The sequence below is a fragment of the Nonlabens sp. YIK11 genome (assembly GCF_001413925.1).
Lineage (GTDB): Bacteria > Bacteroidota > Bacteroidia > Flavobacteriales > Flavobacteriaceae > Nonlabens.
Map to the genome: position 1 here is coordinate 3173823 of NZ_LBMJ01000001.1, position 19916 is coordinate 3193738.

Sequence of the window (19916 nt, forward strand, 5' to 3'; positions counted from 1 at the left end):
TTATCTATTTATGTATAAGTAGCCTGCTAGGTCAATCGTCTGGTTATTGTCATTGACATAACTAATCACATAGTAATAGGTTCCTACTGGAAGTAAATCACCTTGTGCGACGTTAGCCCTACCTTCTGAAATACCTCTGAAGACATTGTTACGGTTGTCATAGCCGTCCACATTAAACACTTCAACTCCCCAACGGTTATAGATTTTGACATTGTTCTCAAAGTTTTCAATACCTCTTATGAATAAGAAGTCATTGTCACCATCATCATTAGGCGTCAACACATTGAAAATTTCAATATCCCTTAAGTCTGCATCTAGATAATCTGGTGTGCCATCTGCATCATTGTCATCGTCAAGGAAGTTTCCATTGCCATTTCCATCCTCAATAGCTGTTAGTATTCCATCACCATCATCATCGATATCACGATAGTCTGGCTCGTCATCACCATCTGTATTATTCAGATCATCTTCAGGTGAGTCAACTACAACAGAACCATTAGGATCTCCATAACCACTGTTATCACCATCAAATGCGTCATCAAGACCATCGCCGTCTACGTCGTTTCCAGATGGAAGGATATCTGCTACACCATCGTTATCAAAATCAAATCCTTCAATGAAATCTGGAATACCATCATCATCAGAATCATCATCTAAATAATCTGGCAATCCATCGTCGTCAAAGTCAACCGGATCGATTCCTTCGCCGCTACCTGGAGTTTCTTCATAGGCATCGTCAAGTCCATTGCCGTCACTATCAACGCCAGACGGAGCAATATAATCACCTGTTGATTGTCCCTCTACATTATCTGGAATTCCATCATTATCACTATCCTGATCAAAAGAATCAATAATACCGTCCATATCAGAATCTACATCACCTTCAATCGAGTCCAGTATACCGTCATTATCATCATCTAGGTCTGCTGTATCTGGAATACCATCGCCATCTGTGTCGATAGGGCTCTCACGATAGTCTACCTCTGGGGTTGTTGGCTCATCATCATTGTTCGTATCTGACGCACCTCCATCCAAGTCACCATTCGTGTCTCCATAAGGATCGGTTGGGTCTGGAGTCTCGTACTGGTCATCCAATCCGTTGCCATCGCTGTCTAATCCACTTGGTGGGGTATCATAAGCTTCCTCATTATCTGGAGTACCATCGTTATCACTATCTAGATCGCTCGCATCTGGAGTACCGTCGTTGTCCGTATCAACTCCTGCGCCTAGTGGGGCAGCGTCGTACACATCATCAACTCCATTACCATCGGCGTCTACACCACTTGGGGCTACATAGTCATCCGTTGGCTGTGCCTCTACGTTATCTGGAATACCATCACCATCACTGTCGATGTCTAGACTGTCTGGAATACCATCGCCATCACTGTCTCCTGCTGGCTCATCCGTATCCAGTATTCCATCATTATCATCATCTAGGTCTGCTGTATCTGGAACACCATCGCCATCTGTGTCGATAGGGCTCTCACGATAGTCTACCTCTGGGGTTGTTGGCTCATCATCATTGTTCGTATCTGACGCTCCTCCATCCAAGTTACCATTCGTGTCTCCATAAGGATCGGTTGGGTCTGGAGTCTCGTACTGGTCATCCAATCCGTTGCCATCGCTGTCTAATCCACTTGGTGGGGTATCATAAGCTTCCTCATTATCTGGAGTACCATCACCATCACTATCTAGATCGCTCGCATCTGGAGTACCGTCGTTGTCCGTATCAACTCCTGCGCCTAGTGGGGCAGCGTCGTACACATCATCAACTCCATTACCATCGGCGTCTACACCACTTGGGGCTACATAGTCATCCGTTGGCTGTGCCTCTACGTTATCTGGAATACCATCACCATCACTGTCGATGTCTAGACTGTCTGGAATACCATCACCATCACTGTCTCCTGCCGGCTCATCCGTATCCAGTATTCCATCATTATCATCATCTAGGTCTACATCATCAGGGATTCCATCGTTGTCATTATCATTTGCAATCAAATAACCATCAGATAATGTCTGCACTGTCACTCCGGCAGCTACCGTGATCGATTCAGGGTCTGATCCAGTAGTGCTCAGGTTGAAGCCTGCACCACCGTTCGGAAGCGTGGTCTCGTCCACATCGACCGTATAGTCGCCTGCAGCTACATCTGCCGTCCAGTTGCCGTCAGCGCCTACCGTTACCGGTGTCACCGTTCCGTTCGCATCCGTCAGGTTCACCACGGTTCCCGCTGGGAACAAGGTGTCGATCGCCGCATCATAGGTGCCGTCACCATCCACATCGTTGAAGACGAAGCCGGTGATCGTTCCAGTGGCCTGGTAACCATCTGCCGTCGTATCCACTGTCGCTCCGGCAGCTACCGTGATCGATTCAGGATCCGATCCAGTAGTGCTCAGGTTGAAGCCTGCGCCACCGTTCGGAAGCGTGGTCTCGTCCACATCCACCGTATAGTCGCCTGCAGCTACATCTGCCGTCCAGTTGCCGTCAGCGCCTACCGTTACCGGTGTCACCGTTCCGTTCGCATCCGTCAGGTTCACCACGGTCCCCGCTGGGAACAAGGTGTCGATCGCCGCATCATAGGTGCCGTCACCATCCACATCGTTGAAGACGAAGCCGGTGATCGTTCCAGTGGCCTGGTAACCATCTGCCGTCGTATCCACTGTCGCTCCGGCAGCTACCGTGATCGATTCAGGATCCGATCCAGTAGTGCTCAGGTTGAAGCCTGCACCACCGTTCGGAAGCGTGGTCTCGTCCACATCGACCGTATAGTCGCCTGCAGCCACATCTGCCGTCCAGTTGCCGTCAGCGCCTACCGTTACCGGTATCTCCGTTCCGTTGGCATCCGTCAGGTTCACCACGGTTCCCGCAGGGAACAAGGTGTCGATTGCCGCATCATAGGTGCCGTCACCATCCACATCATTGAAGACGAAGCCGGTGATTGTTCCAGTGGCCTGGTAACCATCTGCCGTAGTCTCCACCGTCGCTCCAGCAGCTACCGTGATCGATTCAGGGTCTGATCCAGTAGTGCTCAGGTTGAAGCCTGCACCACCGTTCGGAAGTGTGGTCTCGTCCACGTCTACCGTATAGTCGCCTGCAGCTACATCTGCCGTCCAGTTGCCGTCAGCGCCTACCGTTACCGGTGTCACCGTTCCGTTGGCGTCCGTCAGGTTCACTACGGTTCCCGCTGGGAACAAGGTGTCGATCGACGCATCATAGGTGCCGTCACCATCCACATCATTGAAGACGAAGCCGGTGATCGTTCCAGTGGCCTGGTAACCATCTGCCGTGGTTGAATTAACCCTACCGAATTCAGAAATTACTGTTTCAGGATCAGATCCTGTGGTAGTTAAAACGTAACCTACTCCTGCATTTGGTAAGGTAGTTTCATCAAGATCAACTGTGTAATTTCCAATGGCAACAACTACTGCCCAATTACCGTCGGCATTGACATCTACAGTAGTTACGATTCCATCGTTATCTGTCACATTTACTTGAGTTCCTATTGGGAACAAATTATCGACAGAAGCGTCATAAGATCCATCACCATCTACATCTTCAAAGACGAATCCTGTGATTGTACCTAATGCTTCTCTGTAATCAACTTCAACCGTTGCAGGGAAATCATCATTATTGGTATCTGCAGCTCCATTGTCCAAGTTACCATTAGGATCGCCGTAAGGATCAGTCGCATCAACAGTTTCGTAGGCATCATCAAGTCCATTATTATTTGAATCTCCTAAGGCTACTTGTCCATCAAACGCCTCATCATTGTCGGAATCTCCATCATTATCAGAATCATTATCTAGATAATCAGGCACATCTAACCCATCTGAATTTATTGGTGTAATTCCTTCTTCAGCTCCTAGCCCAGACTGGTATACATCGTCCAACCCATTGTTGTCTGCATCTATTCCTGATGGTGCATTGTAATCATCAGTCGATTGTGCTTCTACGTTATCTGAGATACCGTCATTATCAGAATCAAGATCAAATGAATCGATTATACCATCGTTATCTGTGTCTAAAGTACCTTCAACACTATCCAGTATACCGTCATTGTCATCATCTAGATCGTCAACATCTGGAATACCATCACGATCATTGTCTGGAAGGTCCAGATAATCAGGAATACCATCATTATCAGAATCATCATCAGCATAATCATTGTTGTTGTTCAAATCTTCATCCACGGTAGGTATGCCGTCATTGTCGTCATCCACATCTCTAAAATCAAGATTATTCAATGGTCCACCAGTGGCTGCGTCACGATCATTATCATTGAGGTCATTCACTGGATTTGTAACCACTTGTAATCCATTAGGATCACCATATCCATTGGTATCGCCGTCAAATGAATCGTCCAATCCATCTTGATCTATGTCCGCTTCCGCGAAAGCGATATCACTAACACCATCGCTATTGAAGTCAAAGGCTTCTATAAAGTCAAACACACCATCGTTGTCAGAATCGATATCTGTATAGTCTGGATTACCGTCACCATCTTCATTATTAGGTGTGAGTCCTTCACCATTTCCAGGTGCCGACTCATAATTATCATCTAGACCGTTTCCATCTGCATCGTTACCACTAGGTGCGATGTATCCCGTTGTAGATTGAGCCTCTACATTATCTGGGATACCGTCACCATCGGTGTCTTGGTCAAATGCATCGATAATACCATCGTTGTCAAAGTCACCGGTACCTTCAACGATATCCAGAATACCATCGTTATCATCATCGATGTCAATACCATCACCTATACCATCCTGATCATTGTCGTTGAAGTCAAGATAGTCTGGTACACCATCACCATCTGCATCTCCTGGATCGACAGTGTTAGGATCGCCATCAAGATCTGGATTCTCATCAAATGTCAGTAAACCGTCATTGTCATCATCTGTATCACGATAATCTAGATCATCAGTACCGTCAGAATTATTCAGATCAAGTAAAGGATCATTTTCAACAACGATACCATTAGGATCGAAGTAACCTGTGGTGTCACCATCAAATGCATCGTCAATACCGTCGTTGTCTATATCCGCTTCCGCGAAAGCGATATCAGGAAGACCATCATTGTTGTAATCAAATGCTTCTATGAAATCGTCCACGTTGTCATTGTCTGAATCCACGTCGAGATAATCGGGATTACCGTCACCGTCAGTATTAACCGGTGTAATGCCTTCACCAGCGCCAGGTGTACTCTCATAAACATCGTCAAGTCCATTACTGTCTGAGTCAATACCTATCGGGAAAATATATCCAGTTGTGGTCTGTGCCTCAATATTGTCTGGTATCCCATCATTGTCAGAGTCCTGATCAAATCGATCGATGATGCCATCATTATCAAAGTCACCATCACCTTCAACACTATCAAGGATTCCATCATTATCATCATCAAGATCAAGATTGTCTGGTATACCATCGCCGTCATTATCTGCATTGTCTGGATCTAGATAATCTGGTATTCCATCACCGTCAGCGTCATTTGCATCATTTGCTAATCCATCACCGTTAGGGTCGTTGGATTCATCAATGGATGCGATGCCGTCGTTATCATCATCTGTATCCCTAAAATCTAAATCATCTGCACCATCGGTATTTACTAAATCATCCAATGGATTAGATACCACTTGACTTCCGTTAGGATCTCCATATCCAGTGTTATCACCATCAAAGGAATCGTCAAGTCCATCTTGATCCACATCACTACCGGAAGGAACGATGTCTGGTATACCATTAGAATCAAAATCAAATGCCTCAGTAGCGTCAACAATACCATCAACATCACTATCAATATCGATATAATCGGCAATGAGATCCATATCAGTATCTACCGTCATCAAACCTTCACCAGAACCTGGTGTAGTTTCATAAGCATCGTCAAGACCATTGTTATCAGTATCAATTCCCAATGGAGCAAAGTATCCTGTTGTCGATTGTGCTTCAACATTATCTGGAATTCCATCTCCATCGGAGTCCTGATCCAAAGAATTAATGATTCCGTCAAGATCCGTGTCCACGGTCCCTTCTACAACGTCAAGAATACCATCATTGTCATCGTCAATATCAACGCTATCCAATATTCCATCGCCATCACTGTCAACGACATCAGGATCTAAATAGTTAGGTATTCCATTTGCATCGCTGTCAATCGCATCATCAGGATTACCATCACCGTTAGGATCTGCATCTTCATTGACAGTCAAGAATCCATCGCCGTCGTCATCGGTGTCCAGGTAGTCCGGTGTACCGTCTCCATCGGTGTCCTGGTTGGTAGGGTCCGTGTCCCCATCGTAGTCCTCCAGGGCCGTGTCCACGCCATCGCCGTCATCATCGGTGTCCAGGTAGTCCGGTGTACCATCGCCGTCCGTATCGTCATTGGTAGGGTCTCCATCGGCATCCACGTCCTCCGCAAGGGTAGGTACGTTGTCGCCATCATCGTCCGTATCACGGTAGTCCGGCTCGTCCGCGCCGTCCGTGTTGTTCAGCTCGACGCCAGGTGCCGCGTCCACTACATTACCGCTAGGGTCCGTGTAGGCCGCGTTCGGGTCCGTATCGAAGTTGTCATCGATCCCGTCACCGTCCTGGTCGCTGCCTGCCGGTAGGGTGTCCGCCACTCCGTCACTGTTCACGTCGAAGCCTTCCGTCGCATCCGGTACGCCGTCGTTGTCACTGTCCGTGTCAAGGTAGTCCGGCTGGTCCGCGCCATCCGTGTTCTCCGGGCTGATGCCCTCGCCGGATCCAGGTGTGTTCTCATACGCATCGTCAAGCCCGTTGCCGTCAGCGTCAACGCCGTCAGGCGCCGTATAGCCCGAAGTGGTCTGGCCCTCCACGTTGTCCGGGATCCCATCGCCATCGGCGTCCTGATCCTGGAAGTTCGGGATGCCATCACCGTCACTGTCCGTAGGGTCCGTATATGGGTTGTCGTCACCATCAAGGTTAGCGTCCTCCACGCTGTCCAGGATACCGTCGTTGTCGTCATCCAGGTCGGCGCTGTCCGGTACCCCATCACCATCCAGATCATCCACGTCAAGATAGTCCGGCGTGCCGTCCAAATCGCTATCCAGTGCATCCGACGGATCGTTGTCCCCATTGGGGTCAGCGTTCTCATCTGCCGTGGCCAGTCCATCGCCGTCATCGTCCGTGTCCAGATAGTCCGGTCCTTCCGTTCCATCGGTGTCCTGGGTAGCGCCCGTGTTGGGGTTGCCGTCACCGTCCGGGTTCGGGTTCTCGAATACGGTATCCACACCATCGCCGTCATCGTCCGTGTCCAGATAGTCGGGAACGGTATCGGTGTCGGTGTCCTGGGTAGCTCCCGTAGCCGGGTTCCCATCACCGTCCGGGTTCGGGTTCTCATATTGGGTATCCACCCCATCGCCGTCGTCATCGGTGTCCAGGTAGTCCGGTGTACCGTCTCCATCGGTGTCCTGGTTGGTAGGGTCCGTGTCCCCATCGTAGTCCTCCAGGGCCGTGTCCACGCCATCGCCGTCATCATCGGTGTCCAGGTAGTCCGGTGTACCATCGCCGTCCGTATCGTCATTGGTAGGGTCTCCATCGGCATCCACGTCCTCCGCAAGGGTAGGTACGTTGTCGCCATCATCGTCCGTATCACGGTAGTCCGGCTCGTCCGCGCCGTCCGTGTTGTTCAGCTCGACGCCAGGTGCCGCGTCCACTACATTACCGCTAGGGTCCGTGTAGGCCGCGTTCGGGTCCGTATCGAAGTTGTCATCGATCCCGTCACCGTCCTGGTCGCTGCCTGCCGGTAGGGTGTCCGCCACTCCGTCACTGTTCACGTCGAAGCCTTCCGTCGCATCCGGTACGCCGTCGTTGTCACTGTCCGTGTCAAGGTAGTCCGGCTGGTCCGCGCCATCCGTGTTCTCCGGGCTGATGCCCTCGCCGGATCCAGGTGTGTTCTCATACGCATCGTCAAGCCCGTTGCCGTCAGCGTCAACGCCGTCAGGCGCCGTATAGCCCGAAGTGGTCTGGCCCTCCACGTTGTCCGGGATCCCATCGCCATCGGCGTCCTGATCCTGGAAGTTCGGGATGCCATCACCGTCACTGTCCGTAGGGTCCGTATATGGGTTGTCGTCACCATCAAGGTTAGCGTCCTCCACGCTGTCCAGGATACCGTCGTTGTCGTCATCCAGGTCGGCGCTGTCCGGTACCCCATCACCATCCAGATCGTCCACGTCAAGATAGTCCGGCGTGCCGTCCAAATCGCTATCCAGTGCATCCGACGGATCGTTGTCCCCATTGGGGTCAGCGTTCTCATCTGCCGTGGCCAGTCCATCGCCGTCATCGTCCGTGTCCAGATAGTCCGGTCCTTCCGTTCCATCGGTGTCCTGGGTAGCGCCCGTGTTGGGGTTGCCGTCACCGTCCGGGTTCGGGTTCTCGAATACGGTATCCACACCATCGCCGTCATCGTCCGTGTCCAGATAGTCGGGAACGGTATCGGTGTCGGTGTCCTGGGTAGCTCCCGTAGCCGGGTTCCCATCACCGTCCGGGTTCGGGTTCTCATATTGGGTATCCACCCCATCGCCGTCGTCATCGGTATCCAGGTAGTCCGGTGTACCGTCTCCATCGGTGTCCTGGTTGGTAGGGTCCGTGTCCCCATCGTAGTCCTCCAGGGCCGTGTCCACGCCATCACCATCATCATCGGTGTCCAGGTAGTCCGGTGTACCATCGCCGTCCGTATCGTCATTGGTAGGGTCTCCATCGGCATCCACGTCCTCCGCAAGGGTAGGTACGTTGTCGCCATCATCGTCCGTATCACGGTAGTCCGGCTCGTCCGCGCCGTCCGTGTTGTTCAGCTCGACGCCAGGTGCCGCGTCCACTACATTACCGCTAGGGTCCGTGTAGGCCGCGTTCGGGTCCGTATCGAAGTTGTCATCGATCCCGTCACCGTCCTGGTCGCTGCCTGCCGGTAGGGTGTCCGCCACTCCGTCACTGTTCACGTCGAAGCCTTCCGTGGCATCCGGTACGCCGTCGTTGTCACTGTCCGTGTCAAGGTAGTCCGGCTGGTCCGCGCCATCCGTGTTCTCCGGGCTGATGCCCTCGCCGGATCCAGGTGTGTTCTCATACGCATCGTCAAGCCCGTTGCCGTCAGCGTCAACGCCGTCAGGCGCCGTATAGCCCGAAGTGGTCTGGCCCTCCACGTTGTCCGGGATCCCATCGCCATCGGCGTCCTGATCCTGGAAGTTCGGGATGCCATCACCGTCACTGTCCGTAGGGTCCGTATATGGGTTGTCGTCACCATCAAGGTTAGCGTCCTCCACGCTGTCCAGGATACCGTCGTTGTCGTCATCCAGGTCGGCGCTGTCCGGTACCCCATCACCATCCAGATCATCCACGTCAAGATAGTCCGGCGTGCCGTCCAAATCGCTATCCAGTGCATCCGACGGATCGTTGTCCCCATTGGGGTCAGCGTTCTCATCTGCCGTGGCCAGTCCATCGCCGTCATCGTCCGTGTCCAGATAGTCCGGTCCTTCCGTTCCATCGGTGTCCTGGGTAGCGCCCGTGTTGGGGTTGCCGTCACCGTCCGGGTTCGGGTTCTCGAATACGGTATCCACACCATCGCCGTCATCGTCCGTGTCCAGATAGTCGGGAACGGTATCGGTGTCGGTGTCCTGGGTAGCTCCCGTAGCCGGGTTCCCATCACCGTCCGGGTTCGGGTTCTCATATTGGGTATCCACCCCATCGCCGTCGTCATCGGTATCCAGGTAGTCCGGTGTACCGTCTCCATCGGTGTCCTGGTTGGTAGGGTCCGTGTCCCCATCGTAGTCCTCCAGGGCCGTGTCCACGCCATCGCCGTCATCATCGGTGTCCAGGTAGTCCGGTGTACCATCGCCGTCCGTATCGTCATTGGTGGGGTCTCCATCGGCATCCACGTCCTCCGCAAGGGTAGGTACGTTGTCGCCATCATCGTCCGTATCACGGTAGTCCGGCTCGTCCGCGCCGTCCGTGTTGTTCAGCTCGACGCCAGGTGCCGCGTCCACTACATTACCGCTAGGGTCCGTGTAGGCCGCGTTCGGGTCCGTATCGAAGTTGTCATCGATCCCGTCACCGTCCTGGTCGCTGCCTGCCGGTAGGGTGTCCGCCACTCCGTCACTGTTCACGTCGAAGCCTTCCGTCGCATCCGGTACGCCGTCGTTGTCACTGTCCGTGTCAAGGTAGTCCGGCTGGTCCGCGCCATCCGTGTTCTCCGGGCTGATGCCCTCGCCGGATCCAGGTGTGTTCTCATACGCATCGTCAAGCCCGTTGCCGTCAGCGTCAACGCCGTCAGGCGCCGTATAGCCCGAAGTGGTCTGGCCCTCCACGTTGTCCGGGATCCCATCGCCATCGGCGTCCTGATCCTGGAAGTTCGGGATGCCATCACCGTCACTGTCCGTAGGGTCCGTATATGGGTTGTCGTCACCATCAAGGTTAGCGTCCTCCACGCTGTCCAGGATACCGTCGTTGTCGTCATCCAGGTCGGCGCTGTCCGGTACCCCATCACCATCCAGATCATCCACGTCAAGATAGTCCGGCGTGCCGTCCAAATCGCTATCCAGTGCATCCGACGGATCGTTGTCCCCATTGGGGTCAGCGTTCTCATCTGCCGTGGCCAGTCCATCGCCGTCATCGTCCGTGTCCAGATAGTCCGGTCCTTCCGTTCCATCGGTGTCCTGGGTAGCGCCCGTGTTGGGGTTGCCGTCACCGTCCGGGTTCGGGTTCTCGAATACGGTATCCACACCATCGCCGTCATCGTCCGTGTCCAGATAGTCGGGAACGGTATCGGTGTCGGTGTCCTGGGTAGCTCCCGTAGCCGGGTTCCCATCACCGTCCGGGTTCGGGTTCTCATATTGGGTATCCACCCCATCGCCGTCGTCATCGGTATCCAGGTAGTCCGGTGTACCGTCTCCATCGGTGTCCTGGTTGGTAGGGTCCGTGTCCCCATCGTAGTCCTCCAGGGCCGTGTCCACGCCATCACCATCATCATCGGTGTCCAGGTAGTCCGGTGTACCATCGCCGTCCGTATCGTCATTGGTAGGGTCTCCATCGGCATCCACGTCCTCCGCAAGGGTAGGTACGTTGTCGCCATCATCGTCCGTATCACGGTAGTCCGGCTCGTCCGCGCCGTCCGTGTTGTTCAGCTCAACGCCAGGTGCCGCGTCCACTACATTACCGCTAGGGTCCGTGTAGGCCGCGTTCGGGTCCGTATCGAAGTTGTCGTCGATCCCGTCACCGTCCTGGTCGCTGCCTGCCGGTAGGGTGTCCGCCACTCCGTCACTGTTCACGTCGAAGCCTTCCGTCGCATCCGGTACGCCGTCGTTGTCACTGTCCGTGTCAAGGTAGTCCGGCTGGTCCGCGCCATCCGTGTTCTCCGGGCTGATGCCCTCGCCGGATCCAGGTGTGTTCTCATACGCATCGTCAAGCCCGTTGCCGTCAGCGTCAACGCCGTCAGGCGCCGTATAGCCCGAAGTGGTCTGGCCCTCCACGTTGTCCGGGATCCCATCGCCATCGGCGTCCTGATCCTGGAAGTTCGGGATGCCATCACCGTCACTGTCCGTAGGGTCCGTATATGGGTTGTCGTCACCATCAAGGTTAGCGTCCTCCACGCTGTCCAGGATACCGTCGTTGTCGTCATCCAGGTCGGCGCTGTCCGGTACCCCATCACCATCCAGATCATCCACGTCAAGATAGTCCGGCGTGCCGTCCAAATCGCTATCCAGTGCATCCGACGGATCGTTGTCCCCATTGGGGTCAGCGTTCTCATCTGCCGTGGCCAGTCCATCGCCGTCATCGTCCGTGTCCAGATAGTCCGGTCCTTCCGTTCCATCGGTGTCCTGGGTAGCGCCCGTGTTGGGGTTGCCGTCACCGTCCGGGTTCGGGTTCTCGAATACGGTATCCACCCCATCGCCGTCATCGTCCGTGTCCAGATAGTCGGGAACGGTATCGGTGTCGGTGTCCTGGGTAGCTCCCGTAGCCGGGTTCCCATCACCGTCCGGGTTCGGGTTCTCATATTGGGTATCCACCCCATCGCCGTCGTCATCGGTATCCAGGTAGTCCGGTGTACCGTCTCCATCGGTGTCCTGGTTGGTAGGGTCCGTGTCCCCATCGTAGTCCTCCAGGGCCGTGTCCACGCCATCACCATCATCATCGGTGTCCAGGTAGTCCGGTGTACCATCGCCGTCCGTATCGTCATTGGTAGGGTCTCCATCGGCATCCACGTCCTCCGCAAGGGTAGGTACGTTGTCGCCATCATCGTCCGTATCACGGTAGTCCGGCTCGTCCGCGCCGTCCGTGTTGTTCAGCTCGACGCCAGGTGCCGCGTCCACTACATTACCGCTAGGGTCCGTGTAGGCCGCGTTCGGGTCCGTATCGAAGTTGTCATCGATCCCGTCACCGTCCTGGTCGCTGCCTGCCGGTAGGGTGTCCGCCACTCCGTCACTGTTCACGTCGAAGCCTTCCGTGGCATCCGGTACGCCGTCGTTGTCACTGTCCGTGTCAAGGTAGTCCGGCTGGTCCGCGCCATCCGTGTTCTCCGGGCTGATGCCCTCGCCGGATCCAGGTGTGTTCTCATACGCATCGTCAAGCCCGTTGCCGTCAGCGTCAACGCCGTCAGGCGCCGTATAGCCCGAAGTGGTCTGGCCCTCCACGTTGTCCGGGATCCCATCGCCATCGGCGTCCTGATCCTGGAAGTTCGGGATGCCATCACCGTCACTGTCCGTAGGGTCCGTATATGGGTTGTCGTCACCATCAAGGTTAGCGTCCTCCACGCTGTCCAGGATACCGTCGTTGTCGTCATCCAGGTCGGCGCTGTCCGGTACCCCATCACCATCCAGATCGTCCACGTCAAGATAGTCCGGCGTGCCGTCCAAATCGCTATCCAGTGCATCCGACGGATCGTTGTCCCCATTGGGGTCAGCGTTCTCATCTGCCGTGGCCAGTCCATCGCCGTCATCGTCCGTGTCCAGATAGTCCGGTCCTTCCGTTCCATCGGTGTCCTGGGTAGCGCCCGTGTTGGGGTTGCCGTCACCGTCCGGGTTCGGGTTCTCGAATACGGTATCCACCCCATCGCCGTCATCGTCCGTGTCCAGATAGTCGGGAACGGTATCGGTGTCGGTGTCCTGGGTAGCTCCCGTAGCCGGGTTCCCATCACCGTCCGGGTTCGGGTTCTCATATTGGGTATCCACCCCATCGCCGTCGTCATCGGTATCCAGGTAGTCCGGTGTACCGTCTCCATCGGTGTCCTGGTTGGTAGGGTCCGTGTCCCCATCGTAGTCCTCCAGGGCCGTGTCCACGCCATCACCATCATCATCGGTGTCCAGGTAGTCCGGTGTACCATCGCCGTCCGTATCGTCATTGGTAGGGTCTCCATCGGCATCCACGTCCTCCGCAAGGGTAGGTACGTTGTCGCCATCATCGTCCGTATCACGGTAGTCCGGCTCGTCCGCGCCGTCCGTGTTGTTCAGCTCGACGCCAGGTGCCGCGTCCACTACATTACCGCTAGGGTCCGTGTAGGCCGCGTTCGGGTCCGTATCGAAGTTGTCGTCGATCCCGTCACCGTCCTGGTCGCTGCCTGCCGGTAGGGTGTCCGCCACTCCGTCACTGTTCACGTCGAAGCCTTCCGTGGCATCCGGTACGCCGTCGTTGTCACTGTCCGTGTCAAGGTAGTCCGGCTGGTCCGCGCCATCCGTGTTCTCCGGGCTGATGCCCTCGCCGGATCCAGGTGTGTTCTCATACGCATCGTCAAGCCCGTTGCCGTCAGCGTCAACGCCGTCAGGCGCCGTATAGCCCGAAGTGGTCTGGCCCTCCACGTTGTCCGGGATCCCATCGCCATCGGCGTCCTGATCCTGGAAGTTCGGGATGCCATCACCGTCACTGTCCGTAGGGTCCGTATATGGGTTGTCGTCACCATCAAGGTTAGCGTCCTCCACGCTGTCCAGGATACCGTCGTTGTCGTCATCCAGGTCGGCGCTGTCCGGTACCCCATCACCATCCAGATCGTCCACGTCCAGATAGTCCGGCGTGCCGTCCAGGTCGGCATCTTCAGGGTTGTTGTTGTCAATGACTTCAGCATCGGTATCAACGCCATCGTTGTCATCGTCTGTGTCGCGGTAGTCGGGCTCGTCGGCACCGTCGGTGTTGTTCAGCTCGCCTGCTGGATTTGTGGTCGTTGGGGTACCGTTGGGGTCTCCATAGCCCGTGGTATCGCCATCGAAGTTGTCGTCCAGGCCGTCCTGGTCGCTATCCACATTCGCGAAAGCGGTATCTGCCACTCCATCATTGTTGAAGTCCGAGGCCTCGACTACATCTGTGATGCCATCGTTGTCGCTGTCCGTGTCAAGGTAGTCCGGCTGGTCCGAACCATCCGTGTTCTCTGGTGTGATTCCGCCTGCCGGGTAGGCATCGTCCAAACCGTCGTTGTTGGCATCCACACCGTCCGGTGCCGTATAGCCCACAGTAGGCTGGCCCTCCACGTTGTCCGGGATACCATCGCCATCGGAGTCCTGGTCGAACTGGTTGATGATACCGTCGCCATCCGTATCAAAGCTGTCCACGACGCCATCGCCATTGGCATCATTGGTCGCTCCTACATCGCTGAAGTTGGGGATGCCATCACCATCAGCATCACCAAAGGGATCGACACCGCCATTCTCCACAGTGTCTAAAATACCATCGTTGTCGTCGTCCAGGTCAATACTGTCAGTGATACCGTCCAAGTCGCGGTCTCTTGCTTCTCGATAGTCAACTTCAGGAGTTGCTGGATTATTTTGATTAGAGAGATCTGCGCTACCTCCCGAGTATTGATCATTAGCAGTATAAGCTACACCTGTATTATTGATTGAGTCATATTGATCCAATAATCCATCTCCATCAGAATCATTATTATTTGTTGCTAAAGGGATGCCCGACTCTAAATCATCATTAAAACCATCGTTATCGGTGTCTAGGTCTAAATAATCCAATGTGCCATCACCATCGGTATCGATAGGTATAATACCTTCATTACCAGCTCCTTCATAAGCATCTAGCAACCCATCAGAATCTGTATCAGAATTTCCTGGTGGTACATAACCGATGGTAGGTTGAGATTCTAAATTATCAGGAATACCATCGTTATCTGAATCAATGTCCAATTCATCTGGTATATTATCTCCATCGCTATCTATTCCATCATTTACTGTATAGACAGCAAATGTTCCAGGTCCTGATGGTTCGCTAACACCGTCTGGGCCGGTTTGACTAGCGTTGTTAGATGTGGTATTACCCTCGAATAACCCATTGATAGAACAAACATCAAATAGAACAGAACCCAAATTAGTATTTGCTGTAGCACTTAATAATTGTGCTGAAAATCTTATTGAAAACTCTGAAGAGTTATAGTAATTGAAGTAGGTCGCCAATCTAGGAGAAAGGTCAACACCTACATATGTATCATCTGGACCAGTAAATGTGACCTCTCCAGAAGAGGCATCGGAATTTATAGATAATAATGTCTCGTTATCAACAGCATACAGTCCAGGTTGACTTAAGATGACTGACTCACGAGCATTTGCTCCATCTATATCATAGATGGTACCACCAAATCTACCAACATTAAACTGTGTGTTTGTTCCATCCAACACGAATCTCACCTCAAATTCCATTTGCGATGAGCTGCCTGTGGGGCCAGGAACATTAAATTCTGGTTGCCATGCATTAACGTCCCCTGTAGCATCATTGTCGATGGTAATTAAAGTAGCTCCACCCGTAATATCAGTGATTTCGATAATTGCATCGACCACACCAATTGAAGGATAATTAGCAACATTTTCAAACCTATACAGTGCACCAATTGAACCATCTGGATTACCTCCAGCATAGACAGGAGAGGTAAAAGATGAAGACGGTCTACCACAATCATCTGTAGCATTGTTAGTTGGAACAAATCCTAGAGATTCAACTGAATCTAGAATACCATCATTATCATCGTCTATGTCAACATTATCTAAAACTCCATCCAAGTCAGTATCTACTGGGTTGTTCGGATCCGTACTGTCACGGAAATCCACTTCTGCGGTTAACGGGTTTTGTACATTAGGAAAGTCCTGAACGCCGCTCATAGCAGGGCCATTCATGTTTAAATTGGAAGCCGCATCAGGACCACTCAAACCGCTTACATCATCACTATCGTATGCATCATCCAAACCATCATTGTCCGAGTCTGAGTTTGCTGGCGGTAAATTATAAACTTCATCGTTATCCGTAAGTCCATCATTGTCGGAATCTGTATCCAGATAATCAGGAAGATCGGTACTATCAGCATTATTCGGCTGATTTATGGGAACTCCACTACCAGGATTTGTTTCATAATTATCTGCCAACCCATTACCATCAGTGTCTGCTGCAGGTAGTAAATAATCAGCCGTTGTTTGCCATTCTATATTGTCAATGATCCCATCATCATCTGAATCTAAATCCAAATAATTAGGGAATGGATCAGCATCAGAGTTTTGAGGTACTAGAATTGAGGTACCTCCATTATCGGGATCATAAGCATCATCAAGTCCGTCACCATCAGAGTCATTTCGAGTTCTTGAATTTGGATTATTGAAATCTTGAATCTCAATGTTATCTAAAATACCATCGTTATCTGAATCTATATCAAGATAATCAGCAACAGAATCACCTTCAGAATCTGTAGCAACTGTTGCCTCTGTGTTATCAGATTGGCCATTGTTATCAACATCTGTAAAGCCTGTGTCTTGATCATCAATTCGACCATCTCCATTAGTGTCTAGCGATGAGTTACCTGATTCGTAAACATCTGTAAGACCGTCACCATCTGCATCAATATCATATTGATTTATGATACCATCTCGATCCGCATCAAATCTATCAACAATCCCATCATTATTCCTGTCATTCAGAATACTGACATCATTAAAATCAGGAATCCCATTGTTATCGCTGTCCGCGAAAGGGTCATCACCACCAGTTTCCACAATATCAGATAGACCATCGTTGTCATCATCCACATCTACAGTATCTGGAATACCGTCCCCATCATTGTCATCATTATCAAGATAATCGGGTATACCGTCTAGATCGGCATCTTCAGGGTCATTGTTGTCAATGACTTCAGCATCGGTATCAACACCATCGTTGTCATCGTCCGTATCCCTATAGTCCGGCTCGTCCGCGCCGTCCGTGTTGTTCAGCTCGCCTGCTGGATTTGTTGTCGTTGGGGTACCATTGGGGTCTCCATAGCCCGTGGTATCGCCATCGAAGTTGTCGTCCAGGCCGTCCTGGTCGCTATCCACATTCGCGAAAGCGGTATCTGCCACTCCATCATTGTTGAAGTCCGAGGCCTCGACTACATCTGTGATGCCGTCGTTGTCACTGTCCGTGTCAAGGTAGTCCGGCTGGTCCGCGCCATCCGTGTTCTCCGGGCTGATGCCCTCGCCGGATCCAGGTGTGTTCTCATACGCATCGTCAAGCCCGTTGCCGTCAGCGTCAACGCCGTCAGGCGCCGTATAGCCCGAAGTGGTCTGGCCCTCCACGTTGTCCGGGATCCCATCGCCATCGGCGTCCTGATCCTGGAAGTTCGGGATGCCATCACCGTCACTGTCCGTAGGGTCCGTATATGGGTTGTCGTCACCATCAAGGTTAGCGTCCTCCACGCTGTCCAGGATACCGTCGTTGTCGTCATCCAGGTCGGCGCTGTCCGGTACCCCATCACCATCCAGATCGTCCACGTCCAGATAGTCCGGCGTGCCGTCCAAATCGCTATCCAGTGCATCCGACGGATCGTTGTCCCCATTGGGGTCAGCGTTCTCATCTGCCGTGGCCAGTCCATCGCCGTCATCGTCCGTGTCCAGATAGTCCGGTCCTTCCGTTCCATCGGTGTCCTGGGTAGCGCCCGTGTTGGGGTTGCCGTCACCGTCCGGGTTCGGGTTCTCGAATACGGTATCCACACCATCGCCGTCATCGTCCGTGTCCAGATAGTCGGGAACGGTATCGGTGTCGGTGTCCTGGGTAGCTCCCGTAGCCGGGTTCCCATCACCGTCCGGGTTCGGGTTCTCATATTGGGTATCCACTCCATCGCCGTCATCATCGGTGTCCAGGTAGTCCGGCGTACCGTCTCCATCGGTGTCCTGGTTGGTAGGGTCCGTGTCCCCATCGTAGTCCTCCAGGGCCGTGTCCACGCCATCGCCGTCATCATCGGTGTCCAGGTAGTCCGGTGTACCATCGCCGTCCGTATCGTCATTGGTAGGGTCTCCATCGGCATCCACGTCCTCCGCAAGGGTAGGTACGTTGTCGCCATCATCGTCCGTATCACGGTAGTCCGGCTCGTCCGCGCCGTCCGTGTTGTTCAGCTCAACGCCAGGTGCCGCGTCCACTACATTACCGCTAGGGTCCGTGTAGGCCGCGTTCGGGTCCGTATCGAAGTTGTCGTCGATCCCGTCACCGTCCTGGTCGCTGCCTGCCGGTAGGGTGTCCGCCACTCCGTCACTGTTCACGTCGAAGCCTTCCGTCGCATCCGGTACGCCGTCGTTGTCACTGTCCGTGTCAAGGTAGTCCGGCTGGTCCGCGCCATCCGTGTTCTCCGGGCTGATGCCCTCGCCGGATCCAGGTGTGTTCTCATACGCATCGTCAAGCCCGTTGCCGTCAGCGTCAACGCCGTCAGGCGCCGTATAGCCCGAAGTGGTCTGGCCCTCCACGTTGTCCGGGATCCCATCGCCATCGGCGTCCTGATCCTGGAAGTTCGGGATGCCATCACCGTCACTGTCCGTAGGGTCCGTATATGGGTTGTCGTCACCATCAAGGTTAGCGTCCTCCACGCTGTCCAGGATACCGTCGTTGTCGTCATCCAGGTCGGCGCTGTCCGGTACCCCATCACCATCCAGATCGTCCACGTCCAGATAGTCCGGCGTGCCGTCCAGGTCGGCATCTTCAGGGTTGTTGTTGTCAATGACTTCAGCATCGGTATCAACGCCATCGTTGTCATCGTCTGTGTCGCGGTAGTCGGGCTCGTCGGCACCGTCGGTGTTGTTCAGCTCGCCTGCTGGATTTGTGGTCGTTGGGGTACCGTTGGGGTCTCCATAGCCCGTGGTATCGCCATCGAAGTTGTCGTCCAGGCCGTCCTGGTCGCTATCCACATTCGCGAAAGCGGTATCTGCCACTCCATCATTGTTGAAGTCCGAGGCCTCGACTACATCTGTGATGCCATCGTTGTCGCTGTCCGTGTCAAGGTAGTCCGGCTGGTCCGAACCATCCGTGTTCTCTGGTGTGATTCCGCCTGCCGGGTAGGCATCGTCCAAACCGTCGTTGTTGGCATCCACACCGTCCGGTGCCGTATAGCCCACAGTAGGCTGGCCCTCCACGTTGTCCGGGATACCATCGCCATCGGAGTCCTGATCCCGGAAGTTCGGGATGCCATCACCGTCACTGTCCGTTGGGTCCGTATATGGGTTGTCGTCACCATCAAGGTTCGCGTCCTCCACGCTGTCCAGGATACCGTCGTTGTCGTCATCCAGGTCGGCGCTGTCCGGTACCCCATCACCATCCAGATCGTCCACGTCAAGATAGTCCGGTGTGCCGTCAAGGTCGGCATCTTCAGGATTGTTGTTGTCAATGACTTCAGCATCGGTATCAACGCCATCGTTGTCATCGTCCGTGTCGCGGTAGTCGGGCTCGTCCGCACCGTCCGTGTTGTTCAGCTCGACGCCAGGTGCCGCGTCCACTACATTACCGCTAGGGTCCGTGTAGGCCGCGTTCGGGTCCGTATCGAAGTTGTCATCGATCCCGTCACCGTCCTGGTCGCTGCCTGCCGGTAGGGTGTCCGCCACTCCGTCACTGTTCACGTCGAAGCCTTCCGTCGCATCCGGTACGCCGTCGTTGTCACTGTCCGTGTCAAGGTAGTCCGGCTGGTCCGCGCCATCCG

General features: G+C 53.8%; 1 protein-coding gene (only partly in view). It reads right to left on the reverse strand.

Features of this window, described 5'->3' with window-relative positions; genetic code table 11:
* Positions 1–19916, reverse strand: partial view of a gliding motility-associated C-terminal domain-containing protein gene (locus tag AAU57_RS14445; RefSeq protein ID WP_156340236.1) — the 3' portion only. The gene runs 9691 nt beyond the window's last position; 19916 of the gene's 29607 nt are visible here — the last part of the coding sequence; the start codon falls outside the window, past its right edge; it ends in the stop codon at positions 1–3.